Annotated in this window: 22 protein-coding genes and 1 tRNA gene; 8 read left to right on the top strand and 15 right to left on the bottom strand. The window is 35.2% G+C overall.

What is annotated here, in order from left to right; genetic code table 11:
• Both DRF60_RS10810 and DRF60_RS10805 read left to right on the top strand, forming a co-directional pair.
• On the top strand, positions 1 to 3,270 hold the full coding sequence (locus DRF60_RS10810; RefSeq protein ID WP_116012067.1) for a DEAD/DEAH box helicase family protein: 3,270 nt from the start codon (positions 1 to 3) through the stop codon (positions 3,268 to 3,270).
• Positions 3,271 to 3,276: 6 nt separating this feature from the next.
• Entirely contained in the window at positions 3,277 to 4,203 is a 927-nt protein-coding gene (locus DRF60_RS10805) for a restriction endonuclease (protein ID WP_116012066.1), read from the top strand.
• A 339-nt stretch (positions 4,204 to 4,542) separates the two neighbouring features.
• Here the strand turns inward: DRF60_RS10805 and DRF60_RS10795 are convergent.
• Both DRF60_RS10795 and DRF60_RS10790 read right to left on the bottom strand, forming a co-directional pair.
• Positions 4,543 to 4,614 (bottom strand) — tRNA-Glu (locus DRF60_RS10795).
• Positions 4,615 to 4,672: 58 nt separating this feature from the next.
• Positions 4,673 to 5,962 (bottom strand): N-acetylmuramoyl-L-alanine amidase family protein, encoded by a 1,290-nt coding sequence (locus DRF60_RS10790; protein ID WP_116012064.1) that lies wholly within the window; start codon positions 5,960 to 5,962, stop codon positions 4,673 to 4,675.
• Between the two features lie 51 nt (positions 5,963 to 6,013).
• Here DRF60_RS10790 and DRF60_RS10785 point away from each other — a divergent pair, with 51 nt between their 5' ends.
• The 3 genes from DRF60_RS10785 to DRF60_RS10775 all read left to right on the top strand — a co-directional run bounded on the left by DRF60_RS10785 (position 6,014) and on the right by DRF60_RS10775 (position 9,580).
• On the top strand, positions 6,014 to 8,599 hold the full coding sequence (locus DRF60_RS10785) for a putative LPS assembly protein LptD (protein ID WP_116012063.1): 2,586 nt from the start codon (positions 6,014 to 6,016) through the stop codon (positions 8,597 to 8,599).
• 145 nt (positions 8,600 to 8,744) lie between these two features.
• Complete coding sequence (locus DRF60_RS10780; RefSeq protein WP_116012086.1) at positions 8,745 to 9,125, top strand: RidA family protein; 381 nt, start codon at positions 8,745 to 8,747, stop codon at positions 9,123 to 9,125.
• Positions 9,125 to 9,580 carry a hypothetical protein gene (locus DRF60_RS10775; RefSeq protein WP_116012062.1) on the top strand — a complete coding sequence of 152 codons (456 nt, stop codon included), beginning with the start codon at positions 9,125 to 9,127 and terminating at the stop codon, positions 9,578 to 9,580. Before DRF60_RS10780 ends, DRF60_RS10775 begins: the two co-directional genes overlap by 1 nt.
• Before the next feature lie 61 nt (positions 9,581 to 9,641).
• On the opposite strand, the gene DRF60_RS10770 is transcribed toward DRF60_RS10775, so the two are convergent.
• Positions 9,642 to 11,168, bottom strand: coding sequence for a trypsin-like peptidase domain-containing protein (locus tag DRF60_RS10770; RefSeq protein WP_116012061.1), 1,527 nt, complete (start codon positions 11,166 to 11,168; stop codon positions 9,642 to 9,644).
• 361 nt (positions 11,169 to 11,529) lie between these two features.
• Here DRF60_RS10770 and trhO point away from each other — a divergent pair, with 361 nt between their 5' ends.
• The gene (gene trhO, locus DRF60_RS10765) at positions 11,530 to 12,882 is read left to right on the top strand and encodes an oxygen-dependent tRNA uridine(34) hydroxylase TrhO (RefSeq protein WP_116012060.1); all 1,353 of its coding nucleotides are present in this window, start codon (positions 11,530 to 11,532) and stop codon (positions 12,880 to 12,882) included.
• A gap of 22 nt (positions 12,883 to 12,904) precedes the next feature.
• Positions 12,905 to 13,480: a 5-formyltetrahydrofolate cyclo-ligase gene (locus DRF60_RS10760; RefSeq protein WP_116012059.1), complete on the top strand. Its 576-nt coding sequence runs from the start codon at positions 12,905 to 12,907 to the stop codon at positions 13,478 to 13,480.
• Here DRF60_RS10760 and DRF60_RS10755 read toward each other — a convergent pair.
• Together DRF60_RS10755 and DRF60_RS10750 are read right to left on the bottom strand one after the other, a co-directional pair.
• Positions 13,429 to 14,010 carry a hypothetical protein gene (locus DRF60_RS10755; RefSeq protein ID WP_116012058.1) on the bottom strand — a complete coding sequence of 194 codons (582 nt, stop codon included), beginning with the start codon at positions 14,008 to 14,010 and terminating at the stop codon, positions 13,429 to 13,431. The genes DRF60_RS10760 and DRF60_RS10755 overlap by 52 nt on opposite strands.
• Entirely contained in the window at positions 13,994 to 15,175 is a 1,182-nt protein-coding gene (locus DRF60_RS10750; RefSeq protein WP_116012057.1) for a hypothetical protein, read from the bottom strand. Before DRF60_RS10750 ends, DRF60_RS10755 begins: the two co-directional genes overlap by 17 nt.
• Before the next feature lie 180 nt (positions 15,176 to 15,355).
• Here DRF60_RS10750 and DRF60_RS10745 point away from each other — a divergent pair, with 180 nt between their 5' ends.
• Positions 15,356 to 15,685, top strand: coding sequence for a hypothetical protein (locus DRF60_RS10745; RefSeq protein WP_116012056.1), 330 nt, complete (start codon positions 15,356 to 15,358; stop codon positions 15,683 to 15,685).
• A gap of 139 nt (positions 15,686 to 15,824) precedes the next feature.
• On the opposite strand, the gene DRF60_RS10740 is transcribed toward DRF60_RS10745, so the two are convergent.
• The 10 genes from DRF60_RS10740 to DRF60_RS10695 all read right to left on the bottom strand — a co-directional run bounded on the left by DRF60_RS10740 (position 15,825) and on the right by DRF60_RS10695 (position 23,900).
• Positions 15,825 to 16,592, bottom strand: a complete 768-nt coding sequence (locus tag DRF60_RS10740) for a TrmH family RNA methyltransferase (RefSeq protein ID WP_116012055.1) — start codon at positions 16,590 to 16,592, stop codon at positions 15,825 to 15,827.
• Between the two features lie 26 nt (positions 16,593 to 16,618).
• Positions 16,619 to 17,404 (bottom strand): CPBP family intramembrane glutamic endopeptidase, encoded by a 786-nt coding sequence (locus DRF60_RS10735; protein ID WP_116012054.1) that lies wholly within the window; start codon positions 17,402 to 17,404, stop codon positions 16,619 to 16,621.
• Positions 17,405 to 17,494: 90 nt separating this feature from the next.
• On the bottom strand, positions 17,495 to 18,343 hold the full coding sequence (locus DRF60_RS10730; RefSeq protein WP_116012053.1) for a LytTR family DNA-binding domain-containing protein: 849 nt from the start codon (positions 18,341 to 18,343) through the stop codon (positions 17,495 to 17,497).
• Positions 18,344 to 18,360: 17 nt separating this feature from the next.
• Entirely contained in the window at positions 18,361 to 18,786 is a 426-nt protein-coding gene (locus DRF60_RS10725; RefSeq protein WP_116012052.1) for a hypothetical protein, read from the bottom strand.
• Between the two features lie 4 nt (positions 18,787 to 18,790).
• Entirely contained in the window at positions 18,791 to 20,293 is a 1,503-nt protein-coding gene (rmuC, locus tag DRF60_RS10720) for a DNA recombination protein RmuC (RefSeq protein ID WP_394337452.1), read from the bottom strand.
• 73 nt (positions 20,294 to 20,366) lie between these two features.
• Positions 20,367 to 21,122 (bottom strand): DUF5995 family protein, encoded by a 756-nt coding sequence (locus DRF60_RS10715; protein WP_116012051.1) that lies wholly within the window; start codon positions 21,120 to 21,122, stop codon positions 20,367 to 20,369.
• A 133-nt stretch (positions 21,123 to 21,255) separates the two neighbouring features.
• Entirely contained in the window at positions 21,256 to 21,492 is a 237-nt protein-coding gene (locus tag DRF60_RS21000; RefSeq protein WP_123902669.1) for a bacteriocin-like protein, read from the bottom strand.
• Positions 21,493 to 21,619: 127 nt separating this feature from the next.
• Complete coding sequence (locus DRF60_RS10705) at positions 21,620 to 22,090, bottom strand: YciI family protein (protein WP_116012049.1); 471 nt, start codon at positions 22,088 to 22,090, stop codon at positions 21,620 to 21,622.
• A gap of 65 nt (positions 22,091 to 22,155) precedes the next feature.
• A complete protein-coding gene (pncB, locus tag DRF60_RS10700) occupies positions 22,156 to 23,334 on the bottom strand; it encodes a nicotinate phosphoribosyltransferase (protein WP_116012048.1) in 1,179 nt (392 codons plus the stop codon).
• A gap of 89 nt (positions 23,335 to 23,423) precedes the next feature.
• Complete coding sequence (locus DRF60_RS10695) at positions 23,424 to 23,900, bottom strand: Dps family protein (protein ID WP_116012047.1); 477 nt, start codon at positions 23,898 to 23,900, stop codon at positions 23,424 to 23,426.
• Between the last annotated feature and the right edge of the window lie 129 nt (positions 23,901 to 24,029).

Below are 24,029 nucleotides of genomic sequence, written 5' to 3'. Positions count from 1 at the left end.
ATGCACGAATTAGATTTACAAGATAAATATCTTATCCATTTCCTTTGTGAGCGAACAGATGGTTTGCAATATAAAGAAGCCAAAGCTAATACAGTTTCCACACATTTTTTTATATTGGAAGACCTCAAAGCATTTTTATCGGAAACTACTCTCAACAAAGATAATTACAAAAAACTGTTGAGAAAATTTGATAATGAAGATGAACTTTTGGAAACGTTCAGTAATCTTCTGGATGAACGTATAAAATCTTCAATGAATATGGCCTTGTTTATTAACAATAACAAAACGGTGGAATTTGAAGGTGTGAAATTGCATCTGTTCTATCCGAGTGGAAGTGAATTTTATGAGGATAAGTTATTTAATGAAAATATATTTTCCGTAGTTCAAGAATTACCCTATACATTTAAGTTTGAAGGAAAAAATCGTTTTTCGTTTCGTCCTGACTTGTCTTTTTTTGTCAATGGGATTTATTTAGGCTATAGTGAGTTAAAAAGTAATTGGAATAATCAGAACGCCAAGAAAAATGGAGTTAAAAAAGTGGCAAAAGATTATCTCTCCGCTGTTCAGGAGTATCTTATAATATCAGATAAGAATGATTCATCTCAAAACATCCGGAAAGATTTTTTGAAGATTTTTGAAAAGGCTATTCATATTACTTCCACTGATATTAACGAAACTTATATACTGAGAAATATATCCAATCATTTTGAAGAGATAAAATCTGCAAAAGATGATAGCTATGACTTTGATAAATATTATTTGAGCCTTGAAAAAGACTTCAAAGTTTATCCGCTTCGCAACTCGGAAGCAAGTAAAACACAACGTTTTGAGGAGGTTTTCAAAACACTTTATGACAAGAAGAATATCGAAAAAGAAATTTTGTATTATAATTTCATTGAACGTGAATTAATCAAGAAAGAAGGGGGTAGAACAAAGGAAAACAAACATAATGACGGGAGGCTTATTAATCCAAGACCCAAGCAAAAATTCGGAACGGATAAAATCTTAGATAAAATTGATGAGTTTCTTGAACACGAGACAGAACCGGAATATTTTATCAGGAAATTAGAAACAGAATTAAAGGAAATTGGAGCTGGTGAAGACCGTATTAAAGAACTGATTGCCAAAAGACAGAAATATCAGAATAATAAAAATGTTTATTCTTTGCTCCTACAATATTCAGCTGGATTTGGGAAAAGTAATATCATTGGTTGGACAGCCTTACAACTAAAAGATTTGAGAAAAGACGGGACATACGTTTTTGATAAAATAATGTTGGTAGTAGACAGATTGCAGTTAAGAGACCAACTTGATTCAATGTTACATAATATGAACATTCAGAAAGGGATGTTTGTAGAAGCCTTTGATAAGAAAACTTTTATCAATGCATTGAGCACTGATAAAAAAATTGTAGTGGTGAATCTGCAAAAATTTTCTACCATTAATGATGTTTTAGATTCTTCTATCATCAAAAAGCTTTCTACGCTTCGTATTGCTTTTCTAATTGATGAAATTCATCGAAGTAATAGTGGAACGCAACATGAAGAAATGATCAGTCTTTTTGATGAGCTGCAAAGCAGTTTCGATAATAATGAAACGTACCAAGAAAATCGGACAAAAAAAAATCTAATAATTGGTTTTACCGCAACGCCAAGTGATCATACGTTGGCAAGGTTTGGAGAATTTAATAAATATGCGGAATCAGAAAAAATTTGGGTTCCGTTTGATAGTTATACTATGAAAGAAGCCATTGAAGATGGCTATATTCTGAATCCAATAAAAAATATTGTTCCGGTTTCTGCCAAAATGTATTTTGAAATTCCGGATAATGAGTTGGAAGGATTTGAAGATGATTTAGGTTATTTTAAAGAAGCTATTCCTGAAAATACAGATACAGGAATTGACGAATATGGAAAGAAATATGCTATCCGAAAAAAGAAAATTTATGCTAATACAGATCGTATAGATGCTATTTCAAAATTCATTGTAGAACGATTGGTAACAGCTGTCTATACCAAAATTAGAGGAACAGCAAAAGCAATGTTGGCAGTTTCATCTATTCCAATAGCTATAAAATATAAAAAGAGAATAGAAAAATATTTTGAAGCAATAACAGCAGATAAAAAGTACGAAAAATATAAGGACGCTCCTGTTTATATCGTGTATTCTGATAGCCAATACCAACCAAATAGTAACACACTTAATAGTGGACTGAGCGAAAAATCTGTTTTACAAAATTTCAAACTGGCTAAAAATGGAATTATTATAGTTGTAGATAAACTGCAGACAGGATATGATGAGCCAAAGCTTCATACTCTATTTTTAGACAAAGAAATCAGAGGTATTAATGCTATTCAAACTATTTCCAGAGTAAATAGAACTACAAAAAACAAAATTGATTGTAAAATAGTTGATTTTTCTTACAAAAATATCAATGTAAAAAATATTAAGGAGGCATTTGAGTACTTTAGCAATGTTGTTGTATCTGACTTTGATCCGATTGGTGATGAAGGGAAACTAAATGTTTTTTATAACGAGCTTTGTCAGAATAGTCTATACACAAACCATTTTTCAAGCTTTGTAAAGTATAAAAATGATGATTTAGGAATTGATACGATTTTAGATATTGAGGAAGGATTTGAAATTTATATATTAAAATCTTCGACAGAGGCAAAACTGCTTCAGGAAAGGATAAATAAATATTTCAAAATTCTTAATACTATTGAGTTTGTAATTGAATTTGATCAACGTTTCAAAGAACCATTCTTCTTAGAATTTTGGAGAAAATTTAATACTATTTTCAGGCAAATAAATAAACCTGATGAAATTATTGATGATGTTGAAATATATTTTGATAATAAAATTGGGATTATTGCTCCGAAGGATTACATCCAAAAACCTACTAAGGATATTGTAGCTGAGCCTAAAGGAGATTCAAACATAAATAAATACAAATACAACATATTAAAGGTTATTGAAAAACGTAATCAGGAAGAAGAAGAGATTGCAGAACTGATTGAAAAATTTCAGAAGCAAATTGATATTTTCTTTGATTATATTAAAGGTGATAATATGGGAATGCGTTTGATTGCCAAGATAAACGATGATGGATTAGCATTTTCTCAAGAAGAAATCTATAATGATTTTGCTAAAATCTATCGTAAATATACAGTTTTAAATAAAGGACTGGATGATTTCTTCAAAAGAGAGACAAAAGATATTTTACCTCAGATTTGTGATGATTTTGAAAAAACTTTGAAAAATAAATAATTAGATATGGCGGTTCCAGATTTTCAAACAATAATGTACCCATTCTTGGAAGTTATTAAAGATGGTCAAATATATTCATTAGACCAAATGGTTGAGATGTTATCGGTTCACTTTAGCCTCAATTCAGATGATTTGAGAGAGAGAATTCCGAGTGGAAAACAACCGCTTTTTAGAAACAGGGTAGGTTGGAGCCGTAGTTATTTGGATAAAGCGGGATTAATTATTACCCCATCAAGAGGACATTATCAAATAACAGAATTAGGTAAACAGGCATTGAATGATGCTACTTTAAGCTATATAAATATTGCTTTTCTACGTAGATTTGAGGCATTCCAACAATGGGAATCAACTTTCAATAGTGAAGGTTCTAATGATTTGACAGGTAGTACTGTTATTGAAGAAATACAAGCAGAAACACCAGATGTAATAATAGGTAAAGCGACAGAAAATTTACATAAGTCTTTAAAATATGAGCTTTTACAACTACTCAAAAGTAAAACGCCTGATTTCTTTGAACGTTTTGTTGTTGAATTGTTAGCAAAAATGGGATATGGAGGGGTGGATGCATCTAATTTTGAAGTAGTGGGACAATCTAATGATGGTGGTATAGACGGAATAATTTATCAGGATCATCTTAGAATTGAAAAAATTTATGTTCAAGCTAAAAAATGGGACAGTACTAAGGTATCTCCAAAAGATATAAGAGATTTCATTGGTGCACTAAATTTGAAAGGCACTACGAAAGGAGTATTTATTACCACTTCTACTTTTACTAATGAAGCTTTGAATGCAGCTAATCAAAATCCACACAATAAAATTGTGTTAATTGATTCAGATAGACTCTTGGAACTTGCAATTCAGTTTAACGTTGGAATTCAAACAAAGAAGATTATTGAAATCAAAGAAATTGACAACGATTTTTTTGAAGATTAATTCACTCTGTACAATCTTTAAAATAAACTTTATCAACAGAAACAGGCTTGTTTTGAGCCTGTTTCTGTTTTCCATAACAACACCCTCCTTTTCAAACAAAAGAAGCAAATTCAAGGTGCTTCCGTGCCTGAGAGCGATAGAATATTTTCGAACCAATTTCAAGAAACAAGAAGATGACGAAAGGAAAGAAGATTTTCGAAATCAAAAAAGATTTTCGAAATTCGCCTTGTACAAAGCGTGTACGAGAGTTCTTTTAAAATTCGTGGAGATTCCGTTGACTTTTGGAATAAAAAAATCCCTGAACCTTTTATTGATCAGGGATTGAAGGGTGTAGTTTAGTAGCCTATAGGGGAATCGAACCCCTGTTGCAAGAATGAAAATCTTGAGTCCTAACCACTAGACGAATAGGCCAAATTTTGAGGTTGCAAAAGTAATGATTAACTTTTTAACTTCAAAATTATTTTTTACGTTATTTAAAAACTTTTTGGATAATAGTATTCTTGATTCCCTTGGATTCAAGGTCTTTTTGAAGCTTTACAGCATCCTCTAAAGTATATACTTTACCATAGGTGTAATAAAACACTCCATTGTCTTTATTTCTCTCTACATCTTTTAATGTCTGAAGAATAAACGAATTGCCATTCAATTTGTCGCCTGTATAGACCTCTATGGTATAATACCCCGTCAGCAGTTTTTGATTAGGCATAAATCCTACAGCATAAGCATTTCTGAACCCTGCATCCTTGGCTGTTTTAAGGTTGATATCTCTAATCGAAGCCATATTTGTAACCCCGTAGTAATATTTGTACTGTCCGTTGTCCTTAATAGGGAGAATATAGTTTAAGCCCTTTAAAGCCGGGTCTCCGTCATTGTATTTAACAGGAGAGCTGAGAAGTAAAATCCTGAAATCATTTTTTAAAGGAGATTCAGCAGGTTTTTCAGGTTCAGGTTTTTTGGTAGTAATAGAAGATCCGCCTGTTTTTCTATCAATTGCTTTTTTATAATCGATGATGGCATTATAGATACTTTCCGCAATTTCGGTTTGTCCCTTATCAGAAGCAAGATAATGGCTTTCTTCAGGATGGTTAATGAAACCGGTTTCTATCAGTACAGAAGGCATCGCATTCATACGAAGTACGTGAAGGTTTTTCTGGAAAACACCTCTTGAAAATCTTTTATCCTTATTGACAAAATTACCTTCCACCAGTCCGCCAAGCAGCAAACTTGATTCAAGGTATTTGCTCTGCTGAAGTTTCAGTGCAATAAGAGATTCCGGAGAGCTTGGATTATAAGATCCGAAGGTCTGCCTGTCTTTTTCATCAAGAAAGATCACATCATTCTCTCTTTTTGCCACTTCCAGATTCTCATCATTCTGGTTAGGTCCTTGTACATAAGTTTCAGTTCCGTAGGCTGTAGGTCTTTGTGAAGAATTACAGTGAATGGATACAAAAAGATCAGCTTTACTTCTGTTGGCCAGATTGGTTCTGTCCGAAAGAGAAGGGTATTCATCAAATTTACGGGTATATATAACTTTGAAATCTCTGTTTTTTTCCAACATGGCCCCAACTTTGAGAGTAACGGCAAGTGTAACGTCTTTTTCTGCAATCCTTCCGATATCTGCATAAGTCCTGTTCGCTCCGTGGTCACTTCCCCCATGACCAGCGTCCAAAACGATCGTAAATTTCTTTTGTGAAAAAATTAAAATGTTGGAAAGAAGAAGGAGAAATGATAAAATTATTTTAAATTTTTGTTTGTACATCTTACAGTTTTAAAAATTATACTAATTTTGAGCCTTAATTAAAGAATAAAATTGGCCAAAACCGTCCTCAAAAATATATTACAAATTTTAATTATCCTAATTTTTAACAATTTTTTAGCACAGAAAACCCCTGAAAAATTGCCTAAAAATGTGGTTAATGATACTATTTCCAAAAAGGATACCATTGTTGTAAAAAAGGAAGCCTTAGATGATGTTCTCCGTACAAAAGCGGATGACCAGCGTAGAGATGTTCCGAAAAAAATGACATTTCTGAATAAAAATGCCCAGGTAAAATATCAGGACATGCAGATTGATGCAGATTATATCTCTATTGATGACAACAAAAATCTGATCTACGCCCGTGGAAAACAGGATTCTTTAGGTAAGATCATTGAACCAGTAATTACTACTCAGGCTGGTAAAAAATATGAAACCAATGAATTCAGCTACAACACAAAAACCAAACAGGCCATAGCTTATAATGCAAGGACAGAAGAAAGCGAAGGAGTAATTACAGCACAGAAAACCAAAAAGTATAATGATTCTGTTTTTGCTATGAGAAATGCAGATTATACTACAGATGAGTATTATATCAAGAAAAAAGATACTGCGGCAGATTACTTTATGCGTGCATCCAATATCAAACTGATTAAGACTAAAGATAAATCACAGATTGTTACAGGTCCTATTCAGATGTATATCGAAAGGGTACCTACACCTCTTATTCTTCCGTTTGCCATTCTTCCGTTTTCAGAAAAGAGGGCAGCCGGTATCCTGATCCCGAGTTTTGGAGAAAGGGAAGATGTAGGCTTCTTTCTTAACGGATTGGGGTATTATCAGCCGATAGGAGAGCATTTTGATCTTAAAATACTGGCAGATATCTATACCAAAGGAAGCTGGAACTTAAGGCCGCAGATGAATTATCTGAAGAAATACAGGTATTCAGGAACTTTTACAGCAGATGTGGGAACCATGGTGAGAGGAATTAAAGGTTTGGATGATTATACCAAAAACAGCACATATAGAATTGCATGGACACACACTCAGGATACAAAGGCAAATCCTTTCCTCACCTTTAGTGCTTCTGTGGATATCGTAAGTACTAAGTTTTACAACAATCCGCTTAATAACAACTATATTTTCAACCAGAATGTCCTGAATACACAGCAGAGTTCAGCGGTAACAGTCACAAAAAGATTCCTAAAGCTGCCTGCAACTATTACCGGGACAGCATCATATTCTCAAAATTTTGCAACCGGACTTGCAGATCTTCGTCTTCCTCAGATGAATGTGGCGATCAATCAGTTTTATCTGTTTGGTTCGAAAACAGGAGTGAGACAGGGGCTTCTTGAAAATATTACGGTGAACACAGGTTTTAATTTGACGAACTTTGTAAGTACACAGGAAAATGAGCTTTTTACAAAAGCAATGTGGGATAAGATGCAGACAGGACTGAAAAATAATATTGCATTGGGAACCAACACAACGGTAGCCAAATATTTTACATTCAGTTTGAGTGCCAATATTGATAATGCTTTAACGACCAAGACACTTAAAAAATATTATGATCCTGTAAAGAATGCGGATGTAGACGAAATTCAGAAAAATATTGCCGGATATTCCACGTTCTCTTCATCTGCCAGTCTGCAAACCACTCTTTATGGAATGCTGAAGTTTAAAAAAGGTTCTGCGGTAGAAGCAGTAAGACATATGATGACACCAAGTCTTAGCTTTACTTATTCACCGGATTTCTCGAGTCCTGGTTTCGGATATTATAAAAATTATTATAATGCAGAAGGTGCTTTGACTCCTTATTCTGTTTTTGAGAAAGGAATTGTGGGAAGTCCTTCAAGTGGAGTGGTAGGAGCCTTAGGTTTTAATATTGGAAACAATATCGAAATGAAAGTAAAGTCTAAAACTGATTCTACCGGCGTAAAGAAAATAAAAATCTTTGAATCTCTTAACCTTTCAGGGAACTACAACTTTGCAGCGAAAGATCATCCATGGTCTGTATTCAGCATCAACGGGCAGTCTTCTTTCTTCAATAATAAATTAAATGTGAATACCAGTCTTTCACTGGATCCTTATAAAATTGTTTTTGCTCCGGGTGCAACCCAGGGAGTGAGAACGGAACAGTTTGGACATTTCAGTGTACAGGGCTTCAACGTGCAGCTTTCATATCCTTTAAGCAGCGAACTCTTTGGCGAGAAAACAGATTATGCTAAAAAGTATCCGGCAAAAGGAGAAATAAGGAATGAAAATTATTACTTTGATGATGATAATTATGCGCATTTCGATCAGGCATGGACTTTGAATATCAATGCCAACTATGCCTATTCAAAAGGATTGTCGGCACTTGGTACTAAGATTGCTTCTGTAGGTCTGGACGGCAGCATCAAGCTTACTCCGTACTGGAATATCAACGGAAGTACGCACTTTGATCTTGTGACAAAAGATCTTGCCTATACAAGAATCGGGTTTACCAGAGATCAGCGAAGTTTTACGATCAACTTCAATTGGGTTCCTTTCGGACAGTATAAGGTATATGACTTCTTTATCGGTATCAAAGCTAATATCTTAAGCGATGCGTTAAAATACAAAGACAGAAGTTTTACGCAGCCTGGTGCACCTTTCTAATATCACATTGACAATTGTAAATATAAATTTTATATTTGCAACCAAAATAAATTCTAATGAGATCACTGTCATCCAAATTTCTTAACAAACAAATGCAGATGATGGTAATGAGATTATGACCTTTGAAAAAAATAAATATCCACATATGAAACAAATAATCAACACAGTTAACGCACCTGCAGCAATCGGGCCTTATTCACAAGCTAATATGGCCAACGGGGTTTTATATATTTCCGGCCAAATTCCTGTAGATCCTGCAACTGGTAAACTGGTAGAGGGAATTGAGAAGGAAACGCACCAAGTAATGAAAAACCTTGAAGCCATCCTTACTGAGGTGGGAATGACCTTTAAAAATGTAGTAAAAGCTACCATTTTCCTTAAAAGTATGGACGATTTTGCAGTAATGAATGATATTTATGCTTCATATCTTGATGCAGACAGCTATCCGGCCCGTGAAACGGTACAGGTTTCTTGCCTGCCTAAGAATGTTGATATTGAAATTTCTATGATTGCACATCAGGATTAATGAATTTTATAAGAAATACAATTGCGGTTCTTGTAGGTCTTGGAATAGCCGGGCTTATTATTACTCTTGGTATAAGGGTTTTTCCGCAATGGATCACCTTCGAAGCTTTTGCTCCTTTTGAGCACTGGCAGAGATTTCTTTACAGTATGAGAGACGATAATGCATTTTTCGGTTTTCTGCTGTTTATTTCAGGGCTGGGAACAACGATAGGAGGAGTGGCTACTGCACTTATTGTAAAGTATGCCAAAGTAGCGTATGCTATTCTTATCGGCTTCATTATGCTTTTCATAGCTATGCTGGATGTTATTATATTTCCATACCATCCTACATTTTATAAAATCTCTATTTTCCTTACATTTTTCCCGTTTTCGTGGATTGGAGGTAAGATTGTAGAGATTATTTATGAACGGAATAAAAAAAAGAAGATCGCTGATAAAATGAACAAAACCAAATAGAAAAAACGCTGCAAACCTGCAGCGTTTTTTGTTGATATAAAAAGACTATTGTCTGTATTCATTAAGGCATTTTGAATCCTTTTGTATAGATTCTTCCGTAGTCATCCACAAATTTCACCTGTACATTGCCCTGGTATTTATCCAGGATCTTTTCTATATCTTTCTGTGAATTGACAGGCTTACCGTTGATCTCTATAATGATATAGTTGTCCACGATTCCGATTTTGGCCATCTCACTTCCCTCACTTACATTTTTAGCAACAACGCCGCTGTTTAGTCCGTATTCTGTTTTGAATCTTTCATTAAGCGGATCAAAATCAGCTCCTATTTTTTCAGTTACACTCAAGTCAGCTTTAGTTCTTGTGGAGGTTCCTCCTTTCTGGTCTTTCAGCGTTACTGTAGTGGTGTTTACCTTACCATTTCTTAGATAAGTCACCTGAACTTTATCACCAGGACGCTTACTTCCGATAGACATGGAAAGATCCGCGAAGTCTGTGATATCATAGGCATCTATTTTGGTAATCACGTCACCTTTTTTCAGACCTGCATCCTCTGCACCGCTGTTATCTCCAAATCCTGTCACATATACTCCTGAACCTGCTTTAATGTCGGTTTTATACTGCTTATTGTATGCCATTACCTGCTGATCGTTAGAAAGGTCTAATGACGAAACACCTAAGAATCCTCTCTGTACGATTCCGAATTTCTTGATATCTTCAACAATTTTTCTCGCTAAATTAGCAGGAACAGCAAATCCGTATCCCTGATAATATCCTGTGGTAGATTGGATTGCAGAGTTGATTCCTATTAGATCACCATTTACGTTAACCAATGCGCCTCCCGAGTTACCCGGATTAATTGCGGCATCAGTCTGGATAAAGCTTTCAATAGGATTAGCAGCTTTGCCCTGGCCTCCCAGGATCCCAATTCCCCTGCCTTTAGCAGAGACAATACCTGCCGTTACTGTGGAATTTAATCCAAGTGGGTTTCCTACTGCAAGTACCCATTGTCCTACTTCAATATTGTCTGAATTGGCAAAATTTAAGTAAGGAAGCCCTTTCTCTTCAATCTTAAGTAAAGAAATATCCGTGTTTGGATCAGTTCCCACAAGGGTTGCAATGTAAGATTTCTTATTACTTAGAACAACTTCCAGTTTATTCGCTCCTGCAACAACATGGTTATTGGAGATGATATATCCGTCCGGTGAAATAATCACCCCGGATCCCATTCCTGATGGCATATTGTCCGGAATCTGCTGCTTCTGTCTCTGCTGGCCTCTGCCTCCGAAAGGATCTCCGAAGAAGAAATCAAACAGATCCTGCTCTGAAGCTCTGCTCGTCGATCTGCTCTGGTAATTTTTGATGGTAACAACAGCCGGAACTGTAGTTTTTGAAGCTTTTACAAAATCATCGCCTACAGTTCCGGTATTCATTCCTACAAATGAGGCGTTGGGAGCTGCTGCGGTGAAGTAAGATTGGTCACCATTATTTGAATGCTGACCGAAATATTGTAGTGTCCCAACGGTAGTAGCTCCTGAGACAACTCCCACTACTGCAAATGGTAATAGTTTTTTTAAAGTACTCTTCATTGTATATCTTTCTTTTTATTTATTATTGATTTTGGTTTTCTCGCAAACAAATTTAATGCTAAATAAGTAAGCAATTAACATGCTATGTTTCAATTTTAACTAAAATTTAACGGCTATTGTGTCATTTTATACATTATGTCATAATTTTAAAAGGTGTATTAACAAAACTTAAAAAATTATTAAAGAAAAAATGTCACATTTCCTACAAGGAGTGAAATGAAATTATGCTTTAAGTTACAACAATTAATCCAAAATCAGCATAATATTCTAAGGCTCTTTATTACTCATTCACAGATATTTTATTCAAATGAAAAATGATTATATTTGCAAAAATATTTTTCTCACTTAAAACGTTTATAGCATGCAACTGTATAACACCTTAAGCGCAGAAGAAAGAGCTCAACTTATTGATGAAGCTGGTAAGGAACGCCTTACGTTGTCTTTCTATGCGTATGCCAAAATTGAAGATCCCCAAAAATTTCGCGACGAATTGTTTATAGCCTGGAATGCACTCGATGCTCTCGGCCGTATTTATGTTGCCCATGAGGGTATCAATGCTCAGATGAGTGTTCCTGCGGATCAGTTTGAGGCTTTTCGCAATACGCTGGAAGTTTACGATTTTATGAAAGGAATTCGTTTAAATGTAGCGGTTGAGCAGGATGATTACTCTTTTTTAAAACTAACCATAAAAGTAAGGCATAAAATTGTTGCCGACGGTTTAAATGACGATTCTTTTGATGTTACCAATAAAGGAATTCACTTAAAGGCTCAGGAATTTAATAATTTGCTTGAAGATCCGAATACAATTGTTGTTGATTTTAGAAATCACTACGAAAGTGAAGTAGGTCACTTTGAAGGGGCTATTACTCCTGATGTGGAAAATTTCAGAGAAAGTTTACCGATTATCAACGAACAGTTACAGGATTTCAAAGAAGATAAAAACCTGTTAATGTACTGTACAGGCGGAATTCGTTGTGAAAAAGCCAGTGCCTATTTCAAACATCAGGGTTTTAAAAACGTTTTTCAATTAGAAGGAGGAATTATTGAATATACGCGTCAGATTAAAGAAGAAGGAATAAAAAGTAAATTTATCGGAAAGAATTTTGTGTTTGACCATAGGTTAGGCGAGAGAATTACAGATGATATTATTGCGCAGTGCCACCAATGTGGAAAGCCTTGTGACAACCATACCAACTGTGCGAATGATGCCTGTCATTTATTATTTATTCAATGTGACGAATGTAAAGCTGCGATGGAAAACTGCTGTTCCACAGACTGCTTGGAAATCATACATTTGCCCTTGGAAGAGCAGTTGAAATTAAGAAAAGGATTGCAGGTTGGTAATAAAGTTTTCAGAAAAGGAAAATCTGATGCGCTGAAATTTAAGAAATCAGGAGACCTTCCTAATAAGCCTTTAGCAAAAGCTGAAATAAAGAATATCCGTCAAAAAATAGGCATCAAAAAAGTATTGGTCGGTAAGGCAGAACATTATTATACAAAATCAAAAATCGGACAGTTTTTAATTGAAAACAAAGAGCTTTCAGTGGGGGATAAAGTATTGATTTCAGGCCCGACCACTGGTGAGCAGGAATTTACTATTACTGAACTTTTCGCAAACGGAGGTCCTTGTGAAACAGCAAAAAAAGGAGATCAGATTACTTTTGAACTTCCTTTCAGAGTTCGGTTATCAGATAAAATATATAAAATTCTTTAAGCTTCAAAAACGCCTGATAAAGATGTTAAAAGCAGAACTTAGAAAAAAATATATGGATAAAAGAAAAGCCTTGTCAACTGATGAGGCTTTCTTGTTATCCGAAAAGATTTTTGAAAATTTTGTTGATTTTTTTAAACCAGTTTCAGGTCAGAAAGTTCACATTTTCATTCCAATCGAAAAGTTTAAGGAAATTGATACTCAAATATGCATTAATTATTTTTTAAGCCGGAGTATCAAAGTTTTTGTGCCTAAGATTGTTGATGCAAAATTAATTTCCGTAGAGATTTTTAATGATACAAAATTCGAAATTAATAATTGGGGTATTTCTGAGCCTGTTTCTAATGAAGATTCTGGCTTTTTAGGTTTTAATTATGTTATTACGCCTTTATTGTATTGTGATAAAAAAGGAAACAGAGTAGGCTACGGAAAAGGATTCTATGATGATTTTTTTAAAATGATTCCCTCTGAAACAAAGAAAATCGGAGTTAATTACTTTAACCCCGATGAAAATATCGATGATGTCTGGGAAAATGATATTCCACTTGACTATTTGGTAACACCTACTGATGTACTGTCTTTCTTTAACGGGGTAGAGTAGAAATCTAAGAAATAGAATTTAAACTCTTTTTTTATCATTGGGGTAGAAAGCAGAATATATTGGGCGTTTTTCTCAAAAGTTCCCAGGGATTTATTTTTTGAATCAAAATATTCCAGATTAAATTTTGCATAATCTAAAGTATCCTTTTTATAAAATTCTTTGTAAACATTCAGATTATTTACTTTTACCGATTTTACTTTAAGGCTGTCCAGTTCATGGAATAGTTTTTTGAATGTAGTAGAGTCGGGCTTATGAAAATAACTTTCCATTTGTGAATAGATCACCGTGTCAATCTCTGTATTCCTATTTCCAGACAAGTATAATGTAGAAAGATCAAGAAGTTCCTGTACTTTTTGCTTGGTGATGGAATTAATCGCCTGCATGCTGTCCATCTGTACGACAGGGTAGCTTTTTATGTTGGTGCTGTTTCTTAATTTATCCAGGTCACTTACTTCCGTCTTTTTGTTGTTACATGAAATAAATGCTAAAAAAAGTACTGCGAAAATTAAAAACTTATTTATTTTCTTCATCTGTGGATGCTATTTTAAATTTAATAGATACTATTTTTCCTTTACTGTCTTTTTTCATCTCTATAACATTAAGGTTTTTCAGAGATGTGGTAGGTGTTGTTACGAGTGTAATGTATTTTTGCTTGTCAAGCCTTTCTATACCATACGTTTTATTATCGTACACCTGATAAATAACCGCATTGTTGCTGATCAGGTTTTCCAGTTGGTTTCTTTTCTGTTTAATCAGGGCTACCTGTTCTTCCGGATTACCTCCTTTTACATCTTTAATGGAGAAATAATAGGCAGCCATCTTGTAATCATCCGGTTTCAGCTCAATCATTTCTTCATCCGGAGCATTTTCCAGATTCCTGTTGACTTCCAGATATTCATAGAAAGGAGCACTAATCTGCATTTTGATATTTTTATCCTTAGTAGAATAATAAAAACATTCTCCGGGCTTCAATTTATAGAGAAGCGGAGATTCATTTTCTTTAATCACTCTTATTTCAAGAGTGTTGATTACCGAAACACCACGGTCTTTATCCGTGAAACAGTATTTATATGTTTTCGAAAATATTTGATCTTTAAATCCAAGAACTCCGGTAATGGCAATTAGAATTGAGGTAATGATAGCCCACGCATTTTTTTTAAGCAAATTTTTTCTTACAGCAGAAGGTTGTTTTGGGGTCTGGGTAAGTGTAGACGTATTTTCTTTAAATGTCTGGTTTTCAGTGATTGATTTTTGTAAATCAATATTTTCCTGAGGCTGATATTCTGTTTTTTGAGGTTGAACCTCAGTTTTAGGTAATTCAGGAGCAGAAGAGACCGTTTTTTCTAATTCTATAATTTCTTCTTGTTCAAGATCTTCATTTTCCTGAAGTAATTCTCCTGCAAAAAGATGCTGTTTCTTGAAGTCATACCATGAGTCGTATCCTGCATAAATACTCAATAAATTGAGCATGTCAATCCTAGGTAATTTGGTGACCGGCGAAGTTTTGAAATAGGTATAAAATGACTTTTCACTGATATTGCCTTTAGCTTTTTTGCGAAGGTCTTCCTGGAAATATATAATATCTATCCCTTTCCATTTTGAAATATCATCATGGGAAGAGTTGGATTCTTTTAAAAATTCAGTCTGAACATCTTTTTTTAGCTGTTCAAAATGTAATAGATCTAAATCTGTCAATTTTATTAAATAATTAAATTGTTGATTATCAGTATTGTTTTTTTGTAAAACTATTTTACAAAGGTATTACAATTATTTTTCATAAACAACTTTTGTATCTGCTCTACCTTTGTCTTGTTCAAATAACAGAACAGAAGAAATTTATAAAAACAATATTAACAAAATTAAATTTAATTAATTATGAAAAAGTCGTTATTCGTAGCTGCTATCGCTGCAATCTCTCTAGTTGCTTGTAAAAAAACTGATGCTACTTCTACTGAAGGTGCAACTGATTCTGCTGCTGCTAACGTAGCTGATTCTGCTGCTATAGTTACTGATTCTGCTGCTAAAGTAATTGATTCAGCTGCTAACGTTGCTGTTGACGCTACTAAAGATGCTGCTGCTGCTACAACTGCTGCTGGTGCTGATGCTGCTAAAGCTACAACTGAAGCTGCTGCTGACGCTGCTAAAGGTGCTGCTGATGCTGCTAAAGGTGCTGCTAAAGACGTTAAAGACGCTGTTAAGAAGTAATTCTAGCATAAGCTTAACAATAAAAGAACCGTTTCACCTAGTGAGACGGTTTTTTTATACCTTAAATCTTATACCTTAACCACGTTCACAGTAAGCCAAAGCAAAGCAATATCATTGGCTAAATAACAACGTCAGGATTTTATCCCTTCTTTTGTCTCAAAGATTCATAGCAGGTAATGGCTACTGCATTGCTCAGATTCAAAGAGTCAATACTTCCCGACATAGGAATCAGCGTATTTTTTCCTTTTCCAATCCAAAAATCACTTAATCCGGAATGTTCCGTTCCGAATAAAACGGCAGAACGCTGCCTGAAATCTCTTCTATAAAGATCTTCAGCGGTCTCATCCATAAAAGTCGTATAAATATTGAAACTGTTTTTTTGTAAGAATTCAAGCGTTTCTTCATTTTCAGCATCATAAATTTCCATACCAAAAAGGCAGCCGACGCTTGACCGGATTACATTTGGGTTATAAAAGTCAGCTTTTCCGTCCGCTACAATCAGAGCATCAATTCCGAAAGCTTCGCAGCTTCTCAGGATAGCACCAAGATTACCGGGCTTTTCTACTCCTTCCACAATGATGATGGTCGAATTTTCTTTGGGAATAAATGATGAAAGGATGTTATCTTTAGTTTTATAAATTCCAATAATTCCTTCGGAGCTTCCTCTGTAGGCTATTTTATCATATACTTTTTCACTTGTAAAGTGGATTTTACCTTCCGGGAGTTTTCCCTTAAAGATATTTTCACAGATAAAAAATTCGGCAGGCTCAAAATTATACTGTAAAGCCCTTTCATTTTCCTGTTGTCCTTCAACCACAAAAACTTTTGATTTTTTACGGAACCTGTTGTCAGCCAGAAGTTTGGTGACATTTTTTATTTTATCGTTTTGAAAACTTTCTATCAGCATGCTGCAAAATTATGTAAAATTTGTGATTACGTCTGCCTGGTTTTAATGAAAAGGTTTTTTCCAGTAATTTGAAATGGTATTTTATTCCTGCGTTTATTGTAGATAACCAGAGCTATGATGAGCAAAATGGATAAAACTTTAAATAAATTTCCATACATATTGCCTGAAACACTGTCTGAAACATTAAATATTTCCCAGTAGAGATTCATAAAAAGATGAAGAAAAATTGCTGTCCAAAGATTAAAATCAGTTTCAAAATAAACCCATGAAAAGAAGACTGAACCTAAAAAGGTAATGAGAAATATTTCAGTAAGCTCTGTGAAGCTGCTGCCCTGATATAAATGCACCTGGGCAAACAATAATGATCCGAATAAAGCAGAAGTAATAAATCCCAGCCTGGTAAATCTGTATAGAATCCCTATAAGAAATGCCCTGAAAATAAGTTCTTCAAAAAAGGGGGATGAAATGCTGTTAATGAATAGGGATTGAAAACTAATACTTTGTACCAGCTTAAAATAGATAAAATAGCCGGCTAGCATGGGAAGTGTGCCCATAAAAGCTATGGAAAAACCTTTTAGAATGGGTTTGTTGATTGAAAAAAGGGTGGTAATATTCTTCTCCGGGAATATGATTTTTAAAGTAATGATAAGTGGGAGCATTGTGATACAGTATGCTGCAACATGAGCGACAGCTTTACTTCCGGATAATCCTTTAATGAAAATTTGAATACTTTTAAAATAAAAAAGATCAACGAAATAGTAGACAGAAAACCCCAGAATAAAAAAAAAGAAGAAGGAAATAGTTTTGTTCATTGCTTATAATTTTGAACAAAAATGAAGATTACAGTAATGCTGGTCAAATGAAAGTGATGAATGACAAAAAAATGTGACGATCAGCAAATATCAGACTTTTAATGATCTTATTTTTGGAATAATCAACGAAATAAAGCTTCTTGAAACGGGGATTGCAAAGTCAATATCAGAAAGAAAAAGTCTGTAGCCCTGTGCATTTCCTTTAAGACTTTTGACCTGGCTTAAATTAACAATATAAGAACGGTGACATTTTTTTATAGAATCTGTCTGAACCTGATTCAAAAGGTTTGAGAGGCTTATTCTGACCACAAGTTTTCTCACCTGCCCATTTTCCGAAAAATAAATTGAACAGTAGTTTTCCATAGACTGTGCACAGATAAAGTTTTCTTCAGGAATCTGCAAATCTGTATTATTTGCAGAAATATCTAATGTTTTACTGAGTGTGGCAACAATTAGGCTATGATGATCTGCAAGCTGTTGGGAAACCTCTTCTGCGGTTTTTTCGTGGGTTCTTTTTAAATAGATATATCTCGACAATATATAAATAGTTGAAATTGGGATTCCCAGAGCCAGACAATACAGAAACATATAGAGATAGTTGCTAAAGCTCAGTGTAACATGACTTATGAACAAAGTATTGTAGAAATAGGATAGGATAGAGGCTGAAAAAAGAATACCTGCCACCTTCAGCAATTCGGAGCAGATGTTCCAGTCTCTGAAACGAATAATACTAAGTTCTGCAGCAAAAAAAACTGATCCAAAGATAACAGAATAGGGAAAAAGCAATAGGTATTTATATTGATGCCGGAAACTTTCTGTCCCAAAAGGTTGAAAAACAATCAGAAATATATAGATTAAAAGGCCGGCAGTAATCGATGAAAGCAGAATCTCTTTATATGAATCAGATTTGGGATATGGATAGGCTACAAAGGAAAACATACAATAATTTTTAGAGTTTAATTTTTCAAACCCGTCTGAGAATCCGGTCTGGAACGCAGGAGAAGCAAACTTCCGACAAACATGGTGGCACAGCTCGCCAGCCACAGGTAATATCCAGGTCCGTAGGAAGTAATAGCAGATTTATGTCCTGCTTCATTGACGGTTATTTCGGTTTCCGTAAAATAATAAAGTGCTGTACCTACAGAAAGCAAACCTAAAAAAGCTGCAATTTTAGGCTGTTTGACCAAAAGGAAAATCCACGAGAACAAAAGAATAGGATTCGCTAGCCATGAAGTTCCGTCTCCGGAAAGATCAGCCCACCCAAGCAGAAAAAGAGCCAAACCATACATTTCATTATCCTTTCCTGTAAACACCGCGGGCAAAGCCAAAGAAATTACGAATAGGAGAATACTGATTACTAAAATGATGTGACTTTTTTTCATGAGATTAATTTTCTGTTTCTAAAAAATTACCATTATCAATAAGACTTTGCGGTAAATCTTTTTTGTTTTTAATACCCAGAGATTTCAGTTTCTGAGTCTGGATAACAAGATTGTCATTTCCGGTATAAAGTTGTTTGTAAGCATCGTTGTATACGTTTTTAGCCTGGTCGAGATTTTTCCCGACTTTCTCAAGGTTTTCCACAAACCCAACGAATTTATCATACAGCTTTGCTCCGCGATCGGCAATTTCCATAGAGTTCCTGTTCTGGTACTCACGTTTCCATAGATCTGCAATAAGCTTTAAGGAAGTAATCAGGTTGCTCGGGTTCAGCAGAAGGATTCTTCTTTCATAAGCAAAGTTCCAAAGGTTCTGGTCCGCCTGCATGGCGGCAATATAAGCCGGTTCACTTGGAATAAACATCATAACGAAATCCAAAGATTTTCCATAATCATCATAAGCTTTCTGACTCAGCTGAAGAATATGATTTTTGATGGATCCCAAATGTTGGTTAAGCTTCATCGCATAAACATCCTGATCATTCTCATCTACCAATTCCGTAAAAGCAGTAAGAGATACTTTAGAATCAATAATCACATTTCTCTCATCCGGATATTTTACAACCGCATCAGGGCGCATTTTTTTGCCGGAGAATTCGGAGAACAATGCTTTATTATCTTCATCGCGAAGTTCATGCTCGAGGAAATATTCCCTTCCTTTTACAAGTCCGGATTTTTCAAGAATGCTTTCAAGGATCATTTCTCCCCAGTTTCCCTGGGTTTTGCTTTCTCCTTTTAAAGCTCTTGTCAGCTTTTTCGCGTCTTCTGATATCTGCTGATTCAGTTCAGCAAGCTCTTTTACTTTTTCTGCCAGAGAGAAACGCTCCTTATTTTCCTTTTCATAAGCTTCGTTTACCCTATTTTTAAGGTCAGTGATCTTTTCCTGAAAAGGTTCAAGAATGTTTTTTAAATTATTCTGATTTAAGGTGGTAAACTTTTCTGTTTTCTCCTCTAAAATTCTATTGGCAAGGTTTTCAAACTGCAGCTTTGATTCTTCCTGAATTTTAATGATCTCTTCCTTTTGATTATCAAGAGACTGCTGCAGGCTGTCGTTTTTAGCGGTAAGTTCTGAATTTTTAGCAAAAATATGCTGCTTCTCAGAGATAAGATTCTCTATTTGGGAAATTTGTTTTGAATTAAGCTGTTTCTGTTCTAAAAATTGGGAATTTAAAGAAGCATGTTCTGCCGAAATTTTTGCATATTCATTTTTCAGATCGTTTAAGAGATCGGCCTGCTGTTGGTTTAGTTCCTTTTCACTGTTTATATTTTGGCTCAGTTCCTGGACTTTCAGATTAAGATTTTCCAGGTCTGAATTGTTTTTGATATGCAGATTATTCAGCTCATCATAAGAACTTCTTGAAACCGTAGACGATTTTAAGGCAAAATACAAAATAACAGCTCCCAGAACTCCACCGGCAATACATCCGATAATTAAATAGGTCATCTCCATGTTTCAAAATTACAAAAAGAAAAATTGATTCTTTTTACGGAAACCCATCAAAATTTCATCATATGATTCTATATTAAATATTTTTCGTTCCGGATAATATTTCAATATTCTTCACCACATCAGTGCTCTCACATTTTTTCAATTCTTTAGTCAGAGCCGGAGTCAGTATTTTAGGATTTAGGATCTGAGAGGCCACTTTTGCTGCGGCATAATCTACAATATGGATGACAGGTTCTCTTAAGAAGTTGGGCGTGTTGGATGCAATAATTGCTGTGGCCCAGGAGGTTTCTCTTGCTTTGGAAATGGCGAAATCCAGAATGGCGTTATCTTTTCCGTTGGAAATTTTATCAATGAGATTGACAGGGTAACATATGGTATTCAAAGAGTCCTGGACCTGTTGATTGATCGACGCTATGACCGTATTGATGTTTTCAAAATCTTTTTTAAGCGGATTTATTTTGCGGTAGGGCATCACCGTAGCTGCAGAAATCCCTAGGTCCAGATTAATATGGGCATTCATTCCCAGGAAAATATGCTGTAAAATCAAAAGATTTTTATTTTTTGCGGCTTCGAAAGCTATGTACCATGATTGGGTGCATTTTTCCCCTTTGCTGTAATTTTTCCAGGCTTCCAAATATCTTTGCGCAAAAGCGATGTCGAGCAGGATCATTCTCGGATTGTCTTCAAATTTCTTCTGTTGAATTCCTTTTAACACCTGCGCGGTCATAATACGGTATGTGCATGCGAAATATCCGGCCGGGCTTTGGTTTTCTTTGCTCCAGATGATGATTTCATCCAGTTTTTTCAGTACTTCTTCAATGGTTTTCATGGCGCGGGTTTTGTTTATTTAAAGATAATAAAAAACCTCTAATCAGTGGTGTATTGCTTTGAAAACGAGTAGGGTGATCTTTTTAATGACGAAAAAGTGAGCCGGAAAGCTCACTTTATTTTTGTTGATCAGATTATGGAGTGATGGTGATCGGATCTGGAAAAGGCTCAAGAACCAATGGTTTGCATATTGCGGCTACTTCGCATCTTCCACCCATGCATATAAAATTCGTCATAGTGGTTGAACCGTCAGGACATCTGATCATGGCTTCACCAGGGCATCCTCCCGGGCATTGTGCCGGATATAAATACCCTCCGAATATTTCTTTCAGTTCTGTTCTCGATAGTTTGGATAGGTTCGTTTTTTTCATGGAATTAATTTTTTGATGGTTTTAATTTGTATATTTCTGAAAATGAAGCTCTAAGGTACTAAAAAAATAAATCACTATGAAGTTATATAATGATTTATTTTAAGTTGATATTTTTAAGGAAGATGTTTTATGGATTTTCCTTAGATATTTCCCCATGGTATTTTAAATACAAAGGCAGTGCAGCAGATCCATACCAAGGTAAGATTTCATAGCCGAAGATCCCGGCCTGTACGGCAGGGTCAGTTTTTACCCATTGTTCAGCTTCCTCTTTGGATTTTGTGTTGAAAATAAACATACCGCGATAGTTTTCTTTGTTTTGTTCCATAAAAGGTCCGGCCACCACAATTTTTCCTTCATCAGCCAGCTTTCCGATGTTTGTCATATGTCCCTTCATCAGTTCCCCCATCTTGGCTTTGTCATCAACTTTTGTAGTGCCGGTAGTGAGCATTACGATTGTGTAGGGTTTCATTCCGTATTTATCAGCACCGAGAGATGTTGCCAATTCCTGGTTGAATGTTGGTTTTTCTGTTTTCTTTTCCTGGGCAAAAGATAAAACTGCCACTAAAAGAGTGAGGGATAAATAAATTTTTAATTTCATAGCAATGGTTTATGATGAGTCTGTTATCTGAAATCTGACGTCTGATATCTAGAATTTAATCTAATCTAATCTTTTATTCTTAAAAATTCCTTAGCCAATTCAATCATTTTCGGATCACCGGTGTATTTTCCGTGTTCGTCGGAAAGTTTTACCGTTGGAATCCATTCCTTATTCGGTGCCTGTACTCCGATCAGTTTCATGACGATATTCATTGGTTTTAACCCGACGTCATTGGTAAGGTTGGTCCCGATCCCGAAAGAGACCCCGATCTTTCCTCTGCAGTAATTGGTGATTTCCTCTACCTTTTCAAGATTCAGAGCATCAGAGAAGATAATGTATTTAAATAAAGGATTGATTCCGTTATTAATGTAGTGGGCTATTGTTTTATCTGCAAATTCCAATGGATCACCGCTGTCATGACGAACGCCGTCAAACAGCTTGGCAAATTTCTTGTCAAACTGCTGGAAGAAAACGTCTGTGGTATACGTGTCTGAAAGGGCAACTCCAAGGTCGCCTCTGTAAACATCCACCCAATGCTCAAGGGCCATTTCATTGGCCATTTTGAATCCATATTCAGCGGCATGGAACATAAACCATTCATGCGCGTGGGTGCCAATCGGTTTCACTCCGTATTTCATGGCAAAATGAACATTAGAACTTCCGATAAAAGTTGATTCTTTACTATGTGTTAAAGCTTCCATTACCAGATTCTGTACCTTATAAGAATGTCTTCTTCTGGTTCCGAATTCTGCGAAATTTACCCCTAATCTCGCCAGTGAATCTGCTTTTTCCAGTGTTCTGTTCATAACGATCTCATTGGAATCTCTTTCCATATGATTCATTTCGTAATGAAGCTCGCTGATTAAAGCAAGAAGGGGAACTTCCCAAAGAATGGTTCTGTACCAAAGTCCTTCAACGGTTACGGAAAGCTCACTGCCTTCCTGGCGTATTTTTACTTCAGACGGATCATAATGATAACCTTCCAAGAAATCCAGATAGGGGAGGTCTATATATGGACAGGTTCTTGCCATGAATTTTTTTTCCTCCTTGGTCAGCTTTAATTCTGCCATTTTATTGACCGCTTCTTTTAAGGCAACATCAAAACCTTCCGGAAACTGATGCTTTCCCCTGTTGATGAATTCATATTTTACAATGGAGCTTGGAAATAATTTTACCACTGCATTTTGCATCGTTATTTTATAGAAATCGTTATCCAGAATAGAGTTTAATCGAACGTCGTGCATAATATGTGTAATTTTAACGCAAATATAGTTATTTAAAATAAAAATCGCCTAAATGTAAGACGATTTTTTTAATCAGTTGATTTTTTAGGTTACTTCCCTAAATAGGAATTGTACATCCATACTTCTTTTTCCTGTTCAGTAATGTAGTCGCTCATTTGGGAATTGGTTCCTTCATCTCCTGCAGCATCTGTAATGTCCAGAAGTTCTCTCTGCAGATCGATTACTACTTTGAAAGAATTCAGAATAAGCTCAACACTTTTGTTAGCATCTGTTACTTCCTTGCTTTCTTTAATGGTAGCTACTTTTAAATAGTCTGAGTAGTTGTGGGCTGGCGTGGCACCTAGTGTAAGGATTCGTTCTGCGATTTCGTCGATCTTCAATACAAGGCTGTTGTACAGTTCCTCAAACTTAGGATGGAGGGTGAAAAACTGATCTCCTTTGATATTCCAGTGTGAACCTCTTGTGTTTTGATAAAATATTGAATAATTGGCTAAAAGAATATTTAATTTTTCTGAAATATTCTTGCAGTCAGCTTCTTTCAGGCCGATAATGCTTGCATTTTTCATAGGTTTATTTTTTATACTAACAAATTTAGAAAATATTATGCCGAAAACACAGGTTTACGATTGATGATACTTATCTTTGATATTTTTATAATTGATCTTAAAAATGCAGTCATTCCGAAATATAGGACT

The organism is Chryseobacterium elymi (genome assembly GCF_003385495.1).
Lineage (GTDB): Bacteria > Bacteroidota > Bacteroidia > Flavobacteriales > Weeksellaceae > Chryseobacterium > Chryseobacterium elymi.
This window is presented reverse-complemented; position numbering and strand designations above follow the sequence as displayed.